Here is an 18,028-nt window from a genome sequence, read left to right on the forward strand (position 1 = left end):
TGTATTGTTCGGATTTTGTATTGACTTCCAGTTTGGATTATTGATAAAATAGGTTTGTTTGATAAGAACCGGTTAATGATCGGTATTACGTGAACCTTTGGAGGTGCTTTATTCAGATGTCATCAGTTGTAGTAGTCGGTACACAATGGGGAGACGAAGGTAAAGGTAAAATAACAGATTTTCTATCCCAGAATGCGGAAGCCATCGCTCGTTATCAAGGTGGGAATAATGCAGGACATACAATAAAATTTAACGGCGTTACCTATAAACTGCATTTAATTCCGTCAGGGATTTTTTATAGTGATAAGATTTGTGTCATTGGAAATGGTATGGTGGTTGATCCAAAAGCTCTTGTAGAGGAGCTTGCTTATTTACATAGCCATGGGGTGAGTACGGATAATCTTCGTATTTCGAACCGTGCACATGTCATTCTTCCTTACCATATCAAATTGGATGAAGTCGAAGAAGACCGTAAAGGCGCCAACAAAATTGGAACGACTAAAAAGGGAATCGGCCCTGCATATATGGACAAAGCTGCTCGTAACGGAATCCGCATGGCAGACCTTTTGGACCGTGAAATTTTCGAGGAAAAATTGTCTCAAAATCTTGTCGAAAAAAACCGTATGTTTGAACGTTTCTATGAAACGGAAGGTTTCAAAATCGAAGATATCTTGGAAGAATACTATGAGTACGGACAACAAGTGCAGAAATATGTTTGTGATACATCCGTTGTATTGAATGACGCACTTGATGAAGGAAAACGGGTATTATTCGAAGGCGCACAAGGTGTTATGCTTGATATCGATCAAGGAACATACCCATTTGTCACTTCATCTAACCCGGTTGCAGGTGGAGTTACGATCGGTTCTGGTGTAGGTCCTACGAAAATCAACCATGTGGTTGGAGTATGTAAAGCATATACAAGCCGTGTGGGCGATGGTCCTTTCCCTACAGAATTACATGATGAAGTCGGCAACCAAATCCGGGAAATTGGCCGGGAATATGGTACAACTACAGGCAGACCACGCCGTGTAGGCTGGTTTGACGCTGTTGTCGTTCGCCATGCTCGCCGTGTCAGCGGGATTACCGATTTATCATTGAACTCTATTGACGTATTATCAGGTCTTGATACGGTCAAAATTTGTGTGGCTTATGACTACAAAGGCGAGATCATTCATGAGGTTCCAGCGACTTTGAAAGCGATTGGCGAATGTAAACCAGTCTATGAAGAGCTGCCAGGCTGGTCAGAAGACATCACAGGCTGCAAATCATTGGATGAGCTTCCAGAGAACGCTCGCCATTATGTAGAGCGCGTATCTCAATTGGTAGGCATTCCTTTGACCACTTTCTCTGTCGGTCCTGACCGCAACCAAACTAATGTCGTGAGAAGCCCTTGGCGTCTAGCGTAATTCATGAAAAAGGAGCTGGCTTTTTTTGCCGGCTCTTCTTTCATTATTAAGATCAATGCATCATCTGTCACGTTCGGGAGGTCCAGGATACCGAATGAATGAATTAAACTGTAGGGAAAATGAAAAAAATAAAAAAAAATAATTTTATTTCAAAAAACTATTGCCTAAACTATACTAACCATGATATTATCAAAAGCGTCGTCACAATAGAACAAGCGATTAACAAGCTGCAGATTTAAGTTCACATCATGCAAAGAAACATTTCATTAGAACGAGCCATTAGCTCAGTTGGTAGAGCATCTGACTTTTAATCAGAGGGTCGAAGGTTCGAATCCTTCATGGCTCACCATTTTTTCCGGCCCATTGGTCAAGCGGTTAAGACACCGCCCTTTCACGGCGGTAACACGGGTTCGAATCCCGTATGGGTCACTTCTTTATATAAATGCTTTACTGGTCCCGTGGTGTAGCGGTTAACATGCCTGCCTGTCACGCAGGAGATCGCGGGTTCGATTCCCGTCGGGACCGCCATTTTATTTTTATACTAAAATAGAATATTTGGCTCAGTAGCTCAGTCGGTAGAGCAAAGGACTGAAAATCCTTGTGTCGGCGGTTCGATTCCGTCCTGAGCCATCCTTTAATAAACGCCTCTCCTTTAGGGCGTTTTTTTGTTTTGCATTCAGATGTATTTTGAATGAAATACTGTTAATGGATTGTTAACGTTTTGTAACATTCCAATTTAGACCAATTCGGCATATAAACCGCTTTTAGCCTTGCTGGGCTTAGGTCCACTCCCTTTTCCGCAGTTTATTGAAACTTTCCTATTACCATATTTATTGGTACATGTTGTCACCATTTATACAGTTCTATTACATTATGAAGTCTGTTTCTTGTTTTTTTTCTTAATATGGTAGAGTTATGAGTGATAAAAAATCATTATAGCAATCAGTCATGAGCATGTTGATATTTAAAATGGACTAATAAAACTCGAAATAAATTTGATTAGTTTCTTAATTGGTGACTGAGCCGTTAAGGAGGACAATATATGTTTAGCTCAAAAGGTAAGGGGATCATCCTGTTGATGGTTTCCGTCATTTTAGTGCTTGCAGGAAATCGGGCAACTGCTGCTGGGCTATCGGAAACTGCAACCATACAGCATGTTTATCTTAACGATGAGTTCGTCGGAAGTGTCACGGATGAAACGGAGATCGAAAAGATCGTAGCCGATAAAGTAGAAGAAGCACAGGAAGACTATCCTGACTTTACATTCGATAAGGAGACACAGCTGACTTTTGTACCTGAAGAGGTATTCGATGAAGAGGTAAAAGAGGATCAGGCTGTTAAGGGAATTCAAGATCAGTTGAATGTGAAGGCAGAGGCGTATGAAATCGACATAGATAATCAGGCGGTCGCTTATGTTGCGTCAAAGGAAGATGCCGAGGACGTTCTGGAGAAAATCACTTTATTATATGTAGATGAAGAGGAATACGCTGAATACGAATCAGGTAAAAAAGAAAGTGAAAAAGATTTGGATGCGTTAAAAGAGTCAGGAAGTAGAATTCTGGACATCGAATTTTCACTTCCAGTTACGTCTATAAAGACAATGGTATATCCAGATGAAATCAAGAGCGTCGATGAAACCCTCTCCATGATAGAAGAAAGAAAGGAAGAAACGACGATCTATGAGGCTAAGGAAGATGAAGATCTTGAAGCCATTGCCACTAGGCATGATATGGACCTGGATCAACTGCTGGAGCTGAATCCGGGACAGGATGAGAACAAAGATGTTAAAGAGGGCGAACGTCTCTATGTGACCCAGCGTACCCCCTATGTGAACGTAATGGTAGAAAGAGAAGTGTTTAAGGAAGAGAGAATTCCTTTTCAGAAGAAAGTGAAGGAGGATGACGAACTCCTTAAGGGCGAGATCATTACTGAACAAATAGGGAATGAGGGGATTCTTGCGTTCACCTATAATGTATCTGAAACAAACGGAAAGAAAATCAGTGAAACGATCGTAAAAAAAGAAGTCACGGAAAAAGCCAAAACAGAAATCACCAGAAAAGGCACCAAAGTCATTCCTTCACAGGGAAGCGGTACATATTCATGGCCTGCAGATGGGGGCTATATTTCCAGTAAGCAGGGCCAGCGATGGGGGAAACTTCATAAAGGTATTGATATTGCCCGGCCAGCCACCAGGACAATAACGGCAGCAGATCATGGGATAATCGAAACTGCAGGAAACTCCGGAGGATATGGAAATAAGATAACGATCAATCATAATAATGGATATAAGACAGTGTATGCCCATTTGGATTCAATAGATGTAAAAGCAGGACAAAAGATTGAAAAAGGCATGAAAATCGGCATGATGGGTTCAACAGGGCACTCGACTGGTGTCCACCTCCATTTTGAAATATATAAAAATGGGTCTCTCGTAAATCCGCTAAACTTTATAAGTCAGTAACCGGTGGAAGTCTTCGAAAAATATTCGAAGACTTCTTCTGCTTCATACATAGATGAGAATAATAGGAAAAAGGTGATTTAATGCCTATAAAATGATAAAGTAGAATAGAGACAATTTGCTTTCATTTCCGGTGTTCAGCCCCTTTTATTGGGTATATATATGTAAGTTTGCTGAACTAGGTTGCGAAGATTGGTGCAAGCAGAAGGAAAAGTGAATAAGGTCCCGGATAAGGACACGGTTTTTAATAGATTCAGTTCAGTTATTAAAAAGGAGATAAGTACATGGATAAAAAGATTCTGGTAGTGGATGACGAAAAGCCAATTGCTGATATATTACAATTCAATCTAAAAAAAGAAGGCTATGAAGTTTTTTGTGCTTATGATGGCAATGAAGCCCTCAAAATGGTAGAGGAACGGCAACCTGATTTGATTTTACTTGATATCATGCTGCCGCAGCGCGATGGGATGGAAGTTTGCAGGGAAGTAAGGAAGAAGTATGAAACGCCGATCATCATGTTAACGGCAAAAGATTCAGAGATAGATAAGGTCTTAGGATTGGAGCTTGGTGCAGACGACTATGTGACAAAGCCATTTAGTACCCGGGAAATAATTGCCCGCGTTAAGGCGAACCTAAGACGTCAGCAAGCTGTTCCGGTTCCCGATCAAGAAAATGAACCGAAGGAAATTACGATAGGAACGCTCACAATCCATCCGGATGCCTATGTGGTTTCCAAACGGGGCGATACGATTGAATTGACGCATCGCGAATTTGAGTTGCTTCATTACTTAGCGAAGCACATCGGTCAGGTCATGACAAGGGAGCATTTATTGCAAACCGTGTGGGGCTATGATTATTTCGGGGATGTGAGGACGGTCGATGTAACGGTCAGACGTCTTCGTGAGAAGATTGAAGACAATCCAAGCCATCCTGGCTGGATTGTAACTAGAAGAGGGGTCGGTTATTACCTGCGTAACCCTGAACAGGAGTAGTTTCTATGAAAAAGGTTGGTTTTTTTCGCTCAATCCATTTTAAATTTGTTCTGATTTATGTTTTGCTCATTTTCGTAGCAATGCAAATAATCGGGGTATATTTTGTTGGGGAATTGGAAGAAAATCTTGTTGGGAACTTTACGAAATCAATAAAAGGCCACGTTAACCTGCTTACCTACAGCATTGGTGAAGAAATGGAAAAAGAGAGGGGAGAGGAAGATCCAACCCTCGAAGAAGCGATTGATACGATATTGAAAGACCGGGATAATTCATCGAATGATATTTCGGAAGTACGTGTCATCGACACCCGCAGCAGACGCGTGATCGGAACTTCAGCCCGAGGTAACCAGGATATTGTAGGGAAGAAGACAACAGAGGTCCTTATTAAGAATACGCTCATTTATGGAAAAGAAGATAATGATATATTCCGGGATAAGAAAACAGGCAGGCGGCTCTGGGTCCTTTCGACACCCGTTGAAGCAAATGAGGAGGTCATTGGCGCCGTCTATGTAATAGCTGAGATGGAAAATGTCTTTGAGCAGATGGATGAAATCAATAGCATCTTCATGACGGGTACGGCCATCGCCTTAGTCATTACGGCCATCTTGGGGATCCTGCTCGCACGAACGATCACTAGGCCAATGTCTGATATGAGAAAACAGGCACTGGTGATGGCGAAAGGGAATTTCTCCAGAAAAGTCAGGGTATATGGCGATGATGAAATTGGCCAGCTTGCCGTCACTTTCAATAATTTGACCAAAAAGCTTCAAGAGTCGCAATCAAGTACAGAAGGAGAGCGGCGTAAGCTATCATCTGTACTTGCCAATATGACGGATGGCGTAATTTCAACGGACAGGCGCGGTCGGGTGAACTTGATTAATGAACCGGCGGCACAATTATTGAATGTCTCGCGTGAAACCGTCATGAATCAACCGATCATTGAGGTTTTGGGTCTTGAAGAAGAGTATAAATTTGAGGATTTACTGGAAGAGCGAGAGTCCGTAATACTTGATTACAGCAAAAAAAACCGGCCTTTCATTTTGAGGGGGAACTTTTCGGTCATTCAAAAGGAAACGGGATTCGTTAATGGTTTGATTACTGTTTTGCATGATATAACAGAGCAGGAAAAAATCGAGAGTGAACGCAGGGAATTTGTTGCCAATGTATCACATGAATTGCGAACTCCTCTAACGACGATGAGAAGTTACCTGGAGGCATTGGCTGAAGGTGCATGGAAGGACGAGGAGATCGCTCCATCCTTTTTAAGTGTTACCCAAAATGAAACGGAGCGGATGATCAGGCTTGTTAATGATCTGTTACAGCTTTCAAAAATGGACAGTAAAGATTACAGGCTTAAAACAGGCTGGGTGAATTTCAATAAATTCTATGACCACATCATCGATCGTTTTGAAATGACGAAAAATGATGACATCACGTTTAAGCGTGATTTGCCGAAGGAAGCTTATTTTGTGGATATTGATGAAGATAAAATTACCCAGGTTCTCTATAATGTAATCTCCAACTCATTAAAGTACTCACCTGAAGGGGGTCAAGTGACTTTCCGCGTCAGGGCATCTGATGGCTTTATCATTGTGAGCATTACAGATCAAGGAGTGGGTATCCCGAAAAACGTCATTGATAAAATTTTCGACCGCTTCTACCGTGTGGATAAAGCAAGGGCCCGTAACTTAGGCGGGACAGGGCTTGGTTTAGCGATTGCAAAAGAGATGGTCGTGGCGCATGGCGGGAAAATATGGGCGGAAAGTGTGGATGGAAAAGGAACTACCGTGTTCTTTACACTTCCTTACGAACAGGAAGAAGAGGATGATTGGTCATGAATTTTGAACGTGCAAAAAGTATCATACTGATTATTTTGGTTGGGACAAGCATTTTTTTGACATGGAGCATTTGGACTTACGAGCCTGAATATGATCCATTTGAACAATCGTCGGAATTTATAAAGATTAAAAGCGATGTCCAGATTGTCAGTGATGTCATTAAACCAGTCAGTATCCTTTTCCATGGCAATGGGCAGCATTTCCAGACTTCCAATCCGGCAGAAATGAATGAAATGGAAAAAGAATTTACGCAATGGCGTTTCAGAGGCTTAAAAGAGGTATCCGTAAACAGGCTGCAAAGGAAATTTGATGATTTTGTCCATGAAGATGGGTCGATTGAAATCGAATTTTCCGATGATATACCCATCGCCCTTTATAAAACGGTATTGAAAATTACGGATAAGGAAGTGCCTGAATTTTCATTTGACCGAATCATCATTAAACAAAAGGATATCAGCGGAAATGAATCAGCCGTTTATTTTGTTTCCTACGATCAAGAGAAGATTTATCAAGGCATGGTGAACTCTAAAAAACTTAGGAATTTCATGGATTCATTTTATAGGGATTCCTACGATAAGCACCCTGAATACACGGCCGAAACGATAAACAGCAAAAGGACGCTGTTCGTCCCGGAAAATCCAGTGGAGATCAACAGACTTGAGTATTATATTGACTATTTGGATATTGGAAACTTGAAAAATGCATTATTTAATTATCCGAAGTTCGTACGCCAGGAGTCCGTTTCGGTCGGTGAGGAATACACGGATGGAACAAGACTAATGACGGTCAATAAAGAGAATTACTTAATTTCTTATATCAATCCGGCACAAAAGAGCAAGTTTATCGGGCGTTCCAGTGACCTTCTGCAAAAAAGCATCGATTTCATCAATGATCATGCTGGTTGGGAAGATAACAATTACCGCTTTGCCTACATGTCTGAGAATGAACAACGAGTGGTATTCCGCTTATTCGTGAATGGTTATCCGACCTTCAATGATTACGGAATGACTGAAATCGAGCAAATTTGGGGGAAAGAAGAAATTTATAGCTATGACCGCCCGTACTTTTCACTTGACTCAGTCCTCCCGTCAGAAGGAGCCGCAGTGACCTTAGCAAGCGGAAAAGAAGTATTGAAACAGCTGAAATCGAAAGATAATATCGATTTCAAAAGCGTGGAGGACATCTCGATTGGTTATAGATTGAATAAATCCCTCGATTCCAAACTTGTGACTCTAGTTACACTAGAACCCACTTGGTATTATCGTGTAGGCGATAAATGGTTTATTGTGCCTTTTGAAGAAGGAGGCGATCAAAGTGGATTGGAATAATACAAAGTCGATATTCATCATGGTTTTCTTCATTTTGAATATTTTTCTTCTTTATCAATTCCTGGAAAAGATTAATGACTCCCAATTAGAAAGCTTTACGGAGCCTCTTACGGATGAACTTTTGAAAGAAGATGAGATTTCAATAGAAACCCCACTTCCGAAACAAAAGTTGAAGGATCAATTCCTGATAGCCAAAAGCAAGACCTTCGAGAAGAAAGATATACAGCACCTAAAGAATCAAAAAGCAAAAATCATCGATGATAAGAACCTTGTGGGTACATTTAAGATACCGGTTGGCATGAAAGCGGAAATTAATGCTGCAGACGTGGATATATTCCTGAAGGAGTATATATTAAATGGAAGTGAGTATCATTTTTGGAGCTATGATGAAATCAGCCAGACCATAATCTGCTATCAGGTGGCAGATAAAAAGATGTTTTATAATAATAGTAAGGGTAAGGTCACTTTATATCTGAACAAGAAGGGTGAAATCGTCTCCTATGAACAGATGTATTTAGAGGGGATCGAAAAATTCAACAAACCTAAAGAATTGGTATCTGCTTTAACTGCTATTGGAGAATTGTATGATAATGGCGATATCGCCCCCAAAAGCAAAGTCACGAATGTAAAATTAGGTTTTTACAATTCGCTGCAGACGACATCTGTGTCACATTTACTTGTGCCAACATGGTGGGTGGTCATTGATGACGAAACGGATCTCTTCGTGAACGCTTTTGATGGAGAGGTCATTGAATTGAATACAGAAGAAAAAATACTGGAGTGAGTATAGATGACAATGCATTTTAGTGTTCTCGCAAGCGGGAGTACAGGAAATGCCTTTTTCGTGGAAACGGAGGATCAATCATTCCTTGTCGATGCCGGCTTAAGCGGTAAAGCCCTGGAAGCGTTGTTTCAGGATATAGGCCGTGATATGTCAAAGCTATCCGGTATCCTTGTTACCCATGAACACAGCGACCATATTAAAGGTCTTGGCGTGGTTGCCAGAAAACATAAACTCCCGATATATGCGAATGCAAAAACATGGAATGCCATGGATCGATCAATCGGTGAAATTGCAACCGCACAAAAATTCACATTTGAAATGGAACAGGTCAAAACATTCGGCAGCCTTGATATAGAATCTTTTGGGGTTTCACACGATGCGGCAGAGCCGATGTTTTACGTCTTTCATCATGAAGATAAGAAACTTGTGGTCATTACCGATACAGGGTACGTAAGTGATCGGATGAAAGGAATCATTTCTAATGCCGATGCATATGTATTTGAAAGTAACCATGATGTGTCCATGCTGAGGATGGGAAAATATCCATGGAGCATCAAGCGCCGAATTTTAAGTGATGTCGGACATGTTTGTAATGAAGACGCCGCCCTAGCCATGAGTGAAGTAGCAGGTGATAAGACCAAGCGGATTTACTTGGCCCACTTAAGCCTTGATAACAATATGAAGGATCTAGCAAGAATGTCGGTGGAACAAACGTTAAAGACAAAGGGGATCATTGTCGGGGAACAGTTTTCCTTATATGATACTGACCCGAAAAGACCAACGGAACTTGTTACATTATAAAATATAAGGAATGGATGAGGGATACCTTGTTCATTCCTTTTTATTTTTAATAATTTCGAATCGTAAGTTACGAATCGGATTAAAAGGGGTATCGTTTGGTTAGAACTGTATAGGTAAAAGATGAATGGCTGTACATTAGTCAATTTTAAGTTTCCCTTAAATAAAAGCATGCATTTTTTTAGAAAAATTTCGGTAATTGAGTATAATTGAGGGAGGATACCAAACAATAGAATTGCTATAATTCATTCCTAAAATGAGAGGATGGGGCGGTCTTGGGTTATTATGATCAGAATGATGAGAACCAAAATAAACGGAAAAAGAGCCATACGAGCTATTTTCTAGCAGGCTTGGGGGGCGCCATTATCGGGGCCTTACTTATTTTATTAGCCTTTCCGGGAAGTGGACTGTTAAATAACGATGATAACGAAATTACAACGGAAAAATCAACGGGAAGTGAGTCCACGGAGCAGGCTCAGCAAAACCTTACTGTTGATGTAACAAGTGCCGTCACCAATGCCGTTGATAAAGCCAGCGACGCAGTGGTCGGCATCACTAACATTCAGGAAACGAACTTCTGGGGTCAAGGGAGCAACGCCGAGGACAGTTCGGCAGAAGCCGGCACAGGTTCGGGAGTCGTCTACAAAAAAGATGGCGGCAAGGCCTATATCGTCACGAATAATCACGTCATTGAAGGCGCTAATGAACTGGAAGTGACATTAAGTGATGGCACTAAATTGCCAGCTGAATTACAAGGCAGTGACCCATGGACAGATTTAGCCGTCATTGTCGTGAATGGTGATAAAATCAAAACCATTGCAGAATTCGGAAAATCCGGCAAATTGAAACCTGGTGAGCCCGTAATTGCCATTGGTAACCCATTAGGCCTACAATTCTCTGGATCGATCACACAAGGGATCATCTCCGGTTTGGAGCGCACGATAGAGGTGGATATCAATGAGGACGGCCAAGTGGATTGGAATGCGGAGGTCATTCAGACCGATGCAGCGATTAATCCAGGTAACAGCGGGGGGGCACTCGTTAATATGTCAGGGCAGGTCATCGGAATAAATTCGATGAAGATTGCAGAAAATGCAGTGGAAGGAATCGGTCTTTCCATCCCAATCGATTCAGTTATCCCGATTATTAATGATATAGAGGAATTTGGTGAAGTGAAACGTGCTTTCTTGGGTGTGAACTTGGCATCTGTAGAAGAAATTTCCCAATACCATCAACAAAATACTTTAAAGCTGCCAAGGAAAGTTACATTTGGCGTTGCGATAACAGGCGTTCAAAGCAACTCACCAGCATCCAAAGCAGGATTGAAGGAATTTGACGTCGTAGTTGGAATGGATAATGAAAAAATCCATGATGTCGTGGAATTAAGAAAATACCTTTACAATGAAAAACAAGTCGGTGATAAAGTTAAAATCACTTATTACCGTGACGGAAAGAAAGAGACTACGGAAGTCACGCTTTCAAGCAGCGAAATTTAAAGCATAAAAGGACAGGGGGCAGAAAATGCCTGCTGTCCTTTCTATTTCCTTGCGCTTTTCTTATTTTTTGTTACGATTACCTGTGGATATAACCTGAAATTAAGAATCTCAAGTAACTTGTGGATAATTGGGAATGGAAGTACTGGGAATAATGAAGAGGAAAGGAGACATGAAAGATGAAATTATATTGCTGTCAGGAACACGTTGACATGGCGCTGGATGAAGTGGTATACGAATGTGAAACCTATCCTGTTTTAACGCTGGTTTCCGAAGAAAATCAGTTATCAACAACCTGTGAATATTGTCGAAACGTGGCAATATATCTAGTAGGGAACTAATATTCCCATACAAGATGTGGATAGATTTTGTGGATATGTGGATAACTTTTGTGGATAACATGTTTGTAACCTGTTCTTAACATTTTCCGAAGAATAAACTGGAGGGTTGAATTGTTTAAATCAAGCTTTTGGTTGTACGAATAATCAACCATAAATCCAAACTAAGTCCAGCCCAATTTCTTCAATATACATTAAAAAATAATGAAAGTTACCGTTGCCGCTTTCAGGGGCAGCGGTTTTTATTTTTAAAAAATTGGAAAGGATATGCTTGTTTTGCTTATAGGTCACTGTAAGGTATGATAATAGGTAGGCAAATCCAACAATTGATAGTAAAAACATTAATGAAAGCTAGAGGATATATATGAAAATAACGATTATTACTGTTGGCAAGCTAAAGGAAAAATACTTAAAGCAAGGAATTGCTGAATATACAAAAAGGTTAAGCGCCTATGCTAATATAGAACTTGTCGAAGTACCGGATGAAAAAGCTCCGGAGAACCTGAGTGCAGCGGACATGGACATTGTAAAGCAAAAGGAGGGTGAACGAATCCTGGCGAAAGTCAGCCCGGACACCTACGTAATAACGCTTGAGATCAGTGGAAAACAGCTTACTTCAGAACAGCTGGCCACTCATATGGATCAGCTTGCCACCTATGGAAAGAGCAAAATTGCTTTTATCATTGGCGGGTCGCTTGGGCTTGGCACCGAGGTGTTATTAAGAAGTGATTATGCCCTTTCCTTCTCGAAAATGACCTTTCCTCATCAATTAATGAAACTGGTTCTAGTGGAGCAGATATATCGGGCTTTTCGGATAAATAGAAATGAACCGTATCATAAATAAGAACTGATTCCGGGGGAATTCCCCGTAAGGTTAAAGAGTTAACATTTTAAATTTTAATGTAATGAAAAGAGGGTAACGAATGAATAAAGAGTCCATTTATGGTTTAACATTCGAACAATTGACAGCATGGCTTTTGGACCATGGCCATAAAAAATTCAGAGCTTCCCAAGTCTGGGAGTGGCTTTATAGAACACGTGTGACGAATTTCTCTGAGATGACGGATGTTAATAAAGACTGCATAAAATTACTTGAAGAGCACTTTGTCATCCAGACTTTGACTGAGCACGTTAAGCAAGAATCAGCAGATGGTACGATCAAGTTTCTGTTTAAATTACAGGATGGAAACCTTATCGAAACGGTTATGATGAGACATAAATACGGAATTTCAGTTTGTGTCACCACCCAAGTGGGCTGCAATATTGGCTGCAGTTTCTGTGCCAGTGGATTATTGGCCAAAAGCCGTGATTTATCCAGCGGGGAAATAGTGGAACAAATCATGAACGTTCAACTGCATCTGGATAAATTGGAACAAGGGGATGTTGTAAGCCATGTTGTTGTAATGGGTATTGGCGAACCGTTCGATAACTTTGAAAATATGATAGACTTTTTGAAGGTGCTCATGGACCATAAGGGTCTTGCCATCGCGGCTAGGCGCATTACTGTTTCGACGAGCGGTCTTGCCAATAAGATTTATGAATTCACCGATACCCAATTACAGGTGAATCTGGCCATCTCATTGCATGCGCCGAACAATGAACTCAGGACACGAATCATGAAAATAAATCGAGGTATTCCGATAGAAAAGTTGATGAAATCTCTTGATTATTATTTAGAGAAAACGAATAGGAGAATTACGATTGAATATATCCTATTGAAAGATGTCAATGACCACCAAGAAGAAGCCGAGCAACTCGCCAATCTACTTGAGGACAAAAAACATCGCCTCTATGTCAATCTGATCCCATATAATCCTGTAGATGAGCATAGTCAATACCAAAGAAGTGAAAAAGAGTCCGTTCTCTCGTTTTATGATACGCTGAAAAAGAGAGGCGTAAATTGTAAAATTCGCCAAGAACATGGAACGGATATTGATGCGGCTTGCGGTCAGCTTAGAAGCAAACAAATCAAGAAGGCTGAAGCTAAGTAAATCCATTAAGATAAAACAAAAAGAGGCCGCATATTTTGCGGCCTCTTTTGGCGTGATTTCATTATTTGGCTATTTCCTTTACCGAGGCGACTTCATACGTTGTAAGCTCGCTGCCTAGAATTGGAGATTCTTTTTTTGCATCACCGGAACCAGGTTCAGGCCGTTTATGTGCAGCTTTGAATGCATCGCTATTTCTCCAAGCAGTAAAGTTATCAAGGTTTTCCCAATACATATTAACGCTCAGTTCATCGTAATCCGACAAATTCTGCGTTAATAAAACTTCAACTTTTACGAAGCCTTCCATAGTATCAAGTGGACCTGGTGCAGTAAATCCTGGGGCCATGACTGCGCCCATCCCTTTTTTGACTCTGATTCTATTCGTTACGATTATCATAAATCAGCTCTCCTTTTGGACTTCGGTTAGAATCTACACCCTATTTTCGGCAATTTCATACATATTTTAGCATATTGAAAGAAGCAGGGTCCATTTTGATTAACTCGGATCATGAGATCCTGATGACCCTTGTTTTAATGAAGACGGACGCTACATTATATTGAAATAAGGTAATTGGATTTGGATATTACAAGGTTTATCGATGCATATCGCGTATAATAGAACTCTGTATAAGGAAATTACGATTATGGAAACAATAAGGCAACATACTAAACAACAAAAGAGGCTGTTATATGAATGAATTGAGTTTTACTGATTATACATTAAGCGATGAAATTGTAAGGGCATTAGAAAGCTTGGGATATCAACATCCAACCGAGGTGCAGCGTGAAGTGATTCCAGTGGCGCTGAAAAGGCGTGATCTGGTCGTTAAATCACAAACGGGAAGCGGCAAGACCGCTTCATTCGGCATACCGATCTGCGAAATGGTCGATTGGGAGGAGAATAAGCCTCAGGCGCTTATTTTAACACCGACACGTGAGCTTGCCGTGCAGGTTAAAGAGGATATTACGAATATTGGCAGATTTAAGAGGATAAAGGCTACTGCGGTTTATGGAAAACATCCATTCGCACTCCAAAAAGCGGAATTGAAACAAAAAAGCCATGTAGTCGTTGGAACTCCGGGGCGTGTTCTGGATCATATCGAAAAAGGGACATTCGCCTTGGAACGCTTAACTCATTTAGTTATTGATGAAGCGGATGAAATGCTGAATATGGGCTTCATTGAACAAGTGGAAGCCATTATTAAAGAGCTTCCGAAAGATAGAGTAACCATGCTGTTCTCTGCTACGTTACCTGAGAGTATAAAAAAGCTATGCAAGCAATATATGAAAGATCCTTTGGATATTGAAATCAAAGCAAAGGGATTAACGACGGAGAAAATTGAACATGCTCTTATTGAAGTGAAGGAAGATGATAAGTTTTCCCTGCTTAGGGACGTCACCATCACGGAAAACCCCGATAGCTGCATCATTTTCTGCCGGACAAAAGACAGGGTGGACCAAATATGTGAACAGCTGCTGGAGCTGGAATATCCGTGTGATATGATTCACGGCGGCATGCTTCAGGAAGATCGCCTTGCAGTGATGAATGAATTCAGAAGAGGTGAATTCCGCTATTTGGTTGCGACAGATGTTGCTGCACGTGGAATTGACATCGACAATATAACCCATGTGATTAACTATGACCTGCCATTGGAAAAGGAAAGTTACGTACATCGGACTGGAAGAACGGGCCGTGCCGGCAAAAAAGGAAAGGCCATTACTTTTGTGACGCCGTATGAAGATAAATTCCTTGCTGAAATCCAAGGATATATCGGTTTTGAAATCCCTAAGATGGCTGTTCCTTCAAAAGAGGAAGTCTCCAATAAAAAAATGGAATTCGAAGCGAAACTGGAAGCTCGTCCAAAGATCAAAAAAGATAAAAGCGAACAATTGAATAAACAAATCATGAAGCTGTATTTTAATGGCGGCAAGAAAAAGAAACTCAGGGCTGTGGATTTTGTCGGAACCATCGCTAAGATTGATGGAGTGAATGCAGAGGACATCGGGATCATTACGATTCAGGACAATGTTTCTTATGTGGAAATATTGAATGAAAAGGGACCGCTTGTCTTGAAAGTAATGAAAAATACGAAAGTAAAAGGCAAACTTCTGAAGGTTTCAGAGGCCTTTAAGAACTAAAGGGTGTTGGAATGTAAGAAGCGGGAAGACCGAAAATCGGTCTTCCCGCTTCTTTTTATTCAAAACTGGGGACAGGAAGAATTCGACCTATCTAAGACATAATTCGACCTACCCCGGGAAGAATTCGACCTACCTCCAGAATAATCCGACCCACGCCAAAATGATCCGTCCAGGAATAATAACCTTTGTTTAATGAGGTCGTTAAGATTCTTTTTCTGAATTCTGTTTATCCATCAAAACAGAGTGGTATATGAGGAAGGATAATGCAGTTATTATGAATCAATAAATACATACAACACGATTTAATCTGAATTCATAGACATGGAGGGATTGAGTGGGATGACGAAAGCAAATGAAAGCGGAAGAATCGATGAGCAAAGTAAGCAGCGGCAGTTGGATCAATATCGAGTGGACGATAATGGTGAAAAGATGACGACTAACCAAGGTTTGCGTGTTTCTGAGGATGAGCATTCTTTGAAAGCGGGAACCCGTGGTCCAACTTTGATGGAGGATTTTCATTTTCGTGAAAAAATGACTCATTTTGACCATGAGCGTATTCCTGAGCGGATTGTCCATGCGCGGGGATCTGGTGCACATGGATATTTCCAGGTATATGAACCGATGACCGAATATACAAAAGCCAAGTTTCTTCAAGACCCTTCAGTCAAGACACCAGTATTCGTTCGTTACTCCACTGTGGCAGGTTCCCGAGGTTCGGCAGACTCGGTCCGTGATGTAAGGGGATTCTCCACAAAGTTTTATACGGAGGAAGGAAACTATGATTTGGTCGGAAATAATATTCCGGTATTTTTTATCCAGGATGCCATTAAGTTCCCGGATTTAATTCATGCGGTTAAACCGGAGCCTCATAATGAAATACCTCAGGCCGCGTCTGCCCATGATACTTTTTGGGATTTCGTAGCCAACAATGAAGAAACGGCACATATGGTCATGTGGCATCTATCTGATAGGGCCATACCGAGAAGTTTCCGGATGATGGAAGGGTTTGGTGTCCACACATTCCGTTTTGTAAATGAGCAGGGCGTGGCCCATTTCGTTAAATTCCATTGGAAGCCTGTACTGGGAGTTAAATCCCTTGTCTGGGATGAGGCACAGAAAATTGCAGGGAAGAATCCTGATTTTCACCGCCAAGATTTGTGGGAAGCGATAGATACCGGAAATTATCCTGAATTTGAATTTGGCGTTCAAATGATTAAGGAAGAAGATGAATTCAAATTCGACTTTGATATCCTTGATCCTACTAAACTATGGCCGGAAGAACAAATCCCGGTTAAAATAATCGGAAAAATGGTTTTGAACCAAAATACGGATAACTTTTTTGCAGAGACGGAACAGATAGCTTTCCATCCGGGGCATGTTGTGCCTGGTATTGACTTTTCAAATGATCCGCTGCTTCAGGGACGTTTATTCTCATACACCGATACCCAGCTATCCCGATTGGGAGGACCGAACTTCCATGAGCTTCCGATTAATAGGTCGGTTGCCCCCGTCCATAATAATCAGCGCGATGGCATGCACAGAATGTCAATAAATCCAGGGCCGGTCAGCTACCACAAAAATTCCCTTGCAGGCAACTCTCCTGAACCTGCTTCGGAAGAGGAAGGCGGCTATGCACATTACCAGGAAAAAGTCGATGGCAGAAAGGTCCGGCAGCGCAGTGAAAGCTTCAAGGATCATTACAGCCAGGCTAAACTATTTTGGAATAGCATGACGGAAGTGGAGAAGGAGCATATTATACAGGCTTTCCACTTTGAAGTGGGAAAAGTGAAAAATAAGGACGTTCAGCAGCAAATTGTCGAGATGTTCAGCAATGTAGATGGCGAACTGGCCAAAACGATCGCTATTGGAGTGGGCGTGAAGCCTCCATCCAACAAAAGTGAGGTCAAAATGGACTTGGCTTCTCCAGCTTTAAGCCAGGAGCAAATGAAAGTGAACACGGCCGCAACAAGAAAAGTGGCAATCCTGGCCGCAGATGGTTTCAACGGGCCGGAGGTTGATCAAGTCTTGGAATCATTTAAATCTGCAGGTATAACGGCTGAAATCATCAGCATTAATCGTGGGTTGATTACAAGTTCTGAAGGACAGCAGGTCGAGGTGAATCAGACATTCCTGACAGCCGATTCGGTACTTTTCGATGCTGTATATGTGGCAGGAGGCCAGGAGAGTGTCGATGCCTTAAAGGCGTCCAAGGAACCCATTTACTTTGTTGATGAAGCCTACAATCATTTCAAAGCGATTGGAGCGGGAAAAGAAGGAGCCGAGATCTTATCGAAGGCAGGCATCGTTTCCAATGATCCAGCCGGAGGCATTGTAGCTATTACGGATAAAAATAGTGGTTATGCCTTTATCGAGGCAATTGCCAAGCACCGTCACTGGACACGTGCTTAATATTGAATCAAAACCCCCAGACTTGGAGTCTGGGGGTTTTTCAATAAACAGGTA

Annotated in this window: 14 protein-coding genes and 4 tRNA genes; 17 read left to right on the plus strand and 1 reads right to left on the minus strand. The window is 41.4% G+C overall.

Annotation, left to right across the window (positions count from 1 at the left end; genetic code table 11):
- Window positions 1-116 precede the first annotated feature (116 nt).
- From ACQKMF_RS11425 to rlmN, 15 genes are all read left to right on the plus strand, one after another.
- Window positions 117-1,409 (plus strand): adenylosuccinate synthase, encoded by a 1,293-nt coding sequence (locus ACQKMF_RS11425; RefSeq protein WP_076368493.1) that lies wholly within the window; start codon window positions 117-119, stop codon window positions 1,407-1,409.
- A gap of 273 nt (window positions 1,410-1,682) precedes the next feature.
- Window positions 1,683-1,758 (plus strand) — tRNA-Lys (locus ACQKMF_RS11430).
- 8 nt (window positions 1,759-1,766) lie between these two features.
- A tRNA-Glu gene (locus ACQKMF_RS11435) sits at window positions 1,767-1,838 on the plus strand.
- A 23-nt stretch (window positions 1,839-1,861) separates the two neighbouring features.
- Window positions 1,862-1,937: transfer RNA gene (locus ACQKMF_RS11440), tRNA-Asp, on the plus strand.
- Window positions 1,938-1,966: 29 nt separating this feature from the next.
- Window positions 1,967-2,039 (plus strand) — tRNA-Phe (locus ACQKMF_RS11445).
- Between the two features lie 412 nt (window positions 2,040-2,451).
- A complete protein-coding gene (locus ACQKMF_RS11450) occupies window positions 2,452-3,870 on the plus strand; it encodes a peptidoglycan DD-metalloendopeptidase family protein (protein WP_427573213.1) in 1,419 nt (472 codons plus the stop codon).
- 281 nt (window positions 3,871-4,151) lie between these two features.
- Window positions 4,152-4,859 carry a response regulator YycF gene (yycF, locus tag ACQKMF_RS11455; protein WP_034316131.1) on the plus strand — a complete coding sequence of 236 codons (708 nt, stop codon included), beginning with the start codon at window positions 4,152-4,154 and terminating at the stop codon, window positions 4,857-4,859.
- Window positions 4,860-4,864: 5 nt separating this feature from the next.
- The gene (gene walK / locus ACQKMF_RS11460; RefSeq protein WP_427573215.1) at window positions 4,865-6,697 is read left to right on the plus strand and encodes a cell wall metabolism sensor histidine kinase WalK; all 1,833 of its coding nucleotides are present in this window, start codon (window positions 4,865-4,867) and stop codon (window positions 6,695-6,697) included.
- Window positions 6,694-8,025: a YycH family regulatory protein gene (locus ACQKMF_RS11465; protein ID WP_427573217.1), complete on the plus strand. Its 1,332-nt coding sequence runs from the start codon at window positions 6,694-6,696 to the stop codon at window positions 8,023-8,025. Before walK ends, ACQKMF_RS11465 begins: the two co-directional genes overlap by 4 nt.
- On the plus strand, window positions 8,012-8,809 hold the full coding sequence (locus ACQKMF_RS11470; RefSeq protein ID WP_427573219.1) for a two-component system regulatory protein YycI: 798 nt from the start codon (window positions 8,012-8,014) through the stop codon (window positions 8,807-8,809). Before ACQKMF_RS11465 ends, ACQKMF_RS11470 begins: the two co-directional genes overlap by 14 nt.
- 6 nt (window positions 8,810-8,815) lie before the next feature.
- Window positions 8,816-9,610: an MBL fold metallo-hydrolase gene (locus ACQKMF_RS11475; RefSeq protein ID WP_402943075.1), complete on the plus strand. Its 795-nt coding sequence runs from the start codon at window positions 8,816-8,818 to the stop codon at window positions 9,608-9,610.
- 272 nt (window positions 9,611-9,882) lie between these two features.
- On the plus strand, window positions 9,883-11,103 hold the full coding sequence (locus ACQKMF_RS11480) for a S1C family serine protease (protein WP_230176031.1): 1,221 nt from the start codon (window positions 9,883-9,885) through the stop codon (window positions 11,101-11,103).
- Between the two features lie 176 nt (window positions 11,104-11,279).
- Window positions 11,280-11,441, plus strand: coding sequence for a CxxH/CxxC protein (locus ACQKMF_RS11485; RefSeq protein WP_101223962.1), 162 nt, complete (start codon window positions 11,280-11,282; stop codon window positions 11,439-11,441).
- 361 nt (window positions 11,442-11,802) lie between these two features.
- Window positions 11,803-12,282: a 23S rRNA (pseudouridine(1915)-N(3))-methyltransferase RlmH gene (gene rlmH, locus ACQKMF_RS11490; protein WP_427573222.1), complete on the plus strand. Its 480-nt coding sequence runs from the start codon at window positions 11,803-11,805 to the stop codon at window positions 12,280-12,282.
- Between the two features lie 79 nt (window positions 12,283-12,361).
- Window positions 12,362-13,429, plus strand: coding sequence for a 23S rRNA (adenine(2503)-C(2))-methyltransferase RlmN (gene rlmN / locus ACQKMF_RS11495; RefSeq protein ID WP_101223960.1), 1,068 nt, complete (start codon window positions 12,362-12,364; stop codon window positions 13,427-13,429).
- A gap of 61 nt (window positions 13,430-13,490) precedes the next feature.
- Here rlmN and ACQKMF_RS11500 read toward each other — a convergent pair whose 3' ends face one another.
- Window positions 13,491-13,823, minus strand: a complete 333-nt coding sequence (locus tag ACQKMF_RS11500; protein WP_230176032.1) for a heme oxygenase — start codon at window positions 13,821-13,823, stop codon at window positions 13,491-13,493.
- A gap of 293 nt (window positions 13,824-14,116) precedes the next feature.
- Here ACQKMF_RS11500 and ACQKMF_RS11505 point away from each other — a divergent pair, with 293 nt between their 5' ends.
- Both ACQKMF_RS11505 and ACQKMF_RS11510 read left to right on the plus strand, forming a co-directional pair.
- Entirely contained in the window at window positions 14,117-15,565 is a 1,449-nt protein-coding gene (locus ACQKMF_RS11505; protein ID WP_402943082.1) for a DEAD/DEAH box helicase, read from the plus strand.
- 339 nt (window positions 15,566-15,904) lie between these two features.
- Complete coding sequence (locus ACQKMF_RS11510; protein ID WP_427573225.1) at window positions 15,905-17,974, plus strand: catalase; 2,070 nt, start codon at window positions 15,905-15,907, stop codon at window positions 17,972-17,974.
- The last annotated feature ends 54 nt before the right edge of the window (window positions 17,975-18,028 follow it).

It is taken from the genome of Peribacillus sp. NPDC101480 (assembly GCF_050277335.1).
GTDB lineage: Bacteria > Bacillota > Bacilli > Bacillales > DSM-1321 > Peribacillus.

Bases quoted from the DNA above. Each gene is read 5' to 3' on its own strand.
- ACQKMF_RS11425 (WP_076368493.1), top strand. From the start codon at position 117: ATGTCATCAGTTGTAGTAGTCGGTACACAATGGGGAGACGAAGGTAAA.
- ACQKMF_RS11450 (WP_427573213.1), top strand. From the start codon at position 2,452: ATGTTTAGCTCAAAAGGTAAGGGGATCATCCTGTTGATGGTTTCCGTC.
- yycF (WP_034316131.1), top strand. From the start codon at position 4,152: ATGGATAAAAAGATTCTGGTAGTGGATGACGAAAAGCCAATTGCTGAT.
- walK (WP_427573215.1), top strand. From the start codon at position 4,865: ATGAAAAAGGTTGGTTTTTTTCGCTCAATCCATTTTAAATTTGTTCTG.
- ACQKMF_RS11465 (WP_427573217.1), top strand. From the start codon at position 6,694: ATGAATTTTGAACGTGCAAAAAGTATCATACTGATTATTTTGGTTGGG.
- ACQKMF_RS11475 (WP_402943075.1), top strand. From the start codon at position 8,816: ATGACAATGCATTTTAGTGTTCTCGCAAGCGGGAGTACAGGAAATGCC.
- ACQKMF_RS11485 (WP_101223962.1), top strand. From the start codon at position 11,280: ATGAAATTATATTGCTGTCAGGAACACGTTGACATGGCGCTGGATGAA.
- rlmH (WP_427573222.1), top strand. From the start codon at position 11,803: ATGAAAATAACGATTATTACTGTTGGCAAGCTAAAGGAAAAATACTTA.
- rlmN (WP_101223960.1), top strand. From the start codon at position 12,362: ATGAATAAAGAGTCCATTTATGGTTTAACATTCGAACAATTGACAGCA.
- ACQKMF_RS11500 (WP_230176032.1), bottom strand. From the start codon at position 13,823: ATGATAATCGTAACGAATAGAATCAGAGTCAAAAAAGGGATGGGCGCA.
- ACQKMF_RS11505 (WP_402943082.1), top strand. From the start codon at position 14,117: ATGAATGAATTGAGTTTTACTGATTATACATTAAGCGATGAAATTGTA.
- ACQKMF_RS11510 (WP_427573225.1), top strand. From the start codon at position 15,905: ATGACGAAAGCAAATGAAAGCGGAAGAATCGATGAGCAAAGTAAGCAG.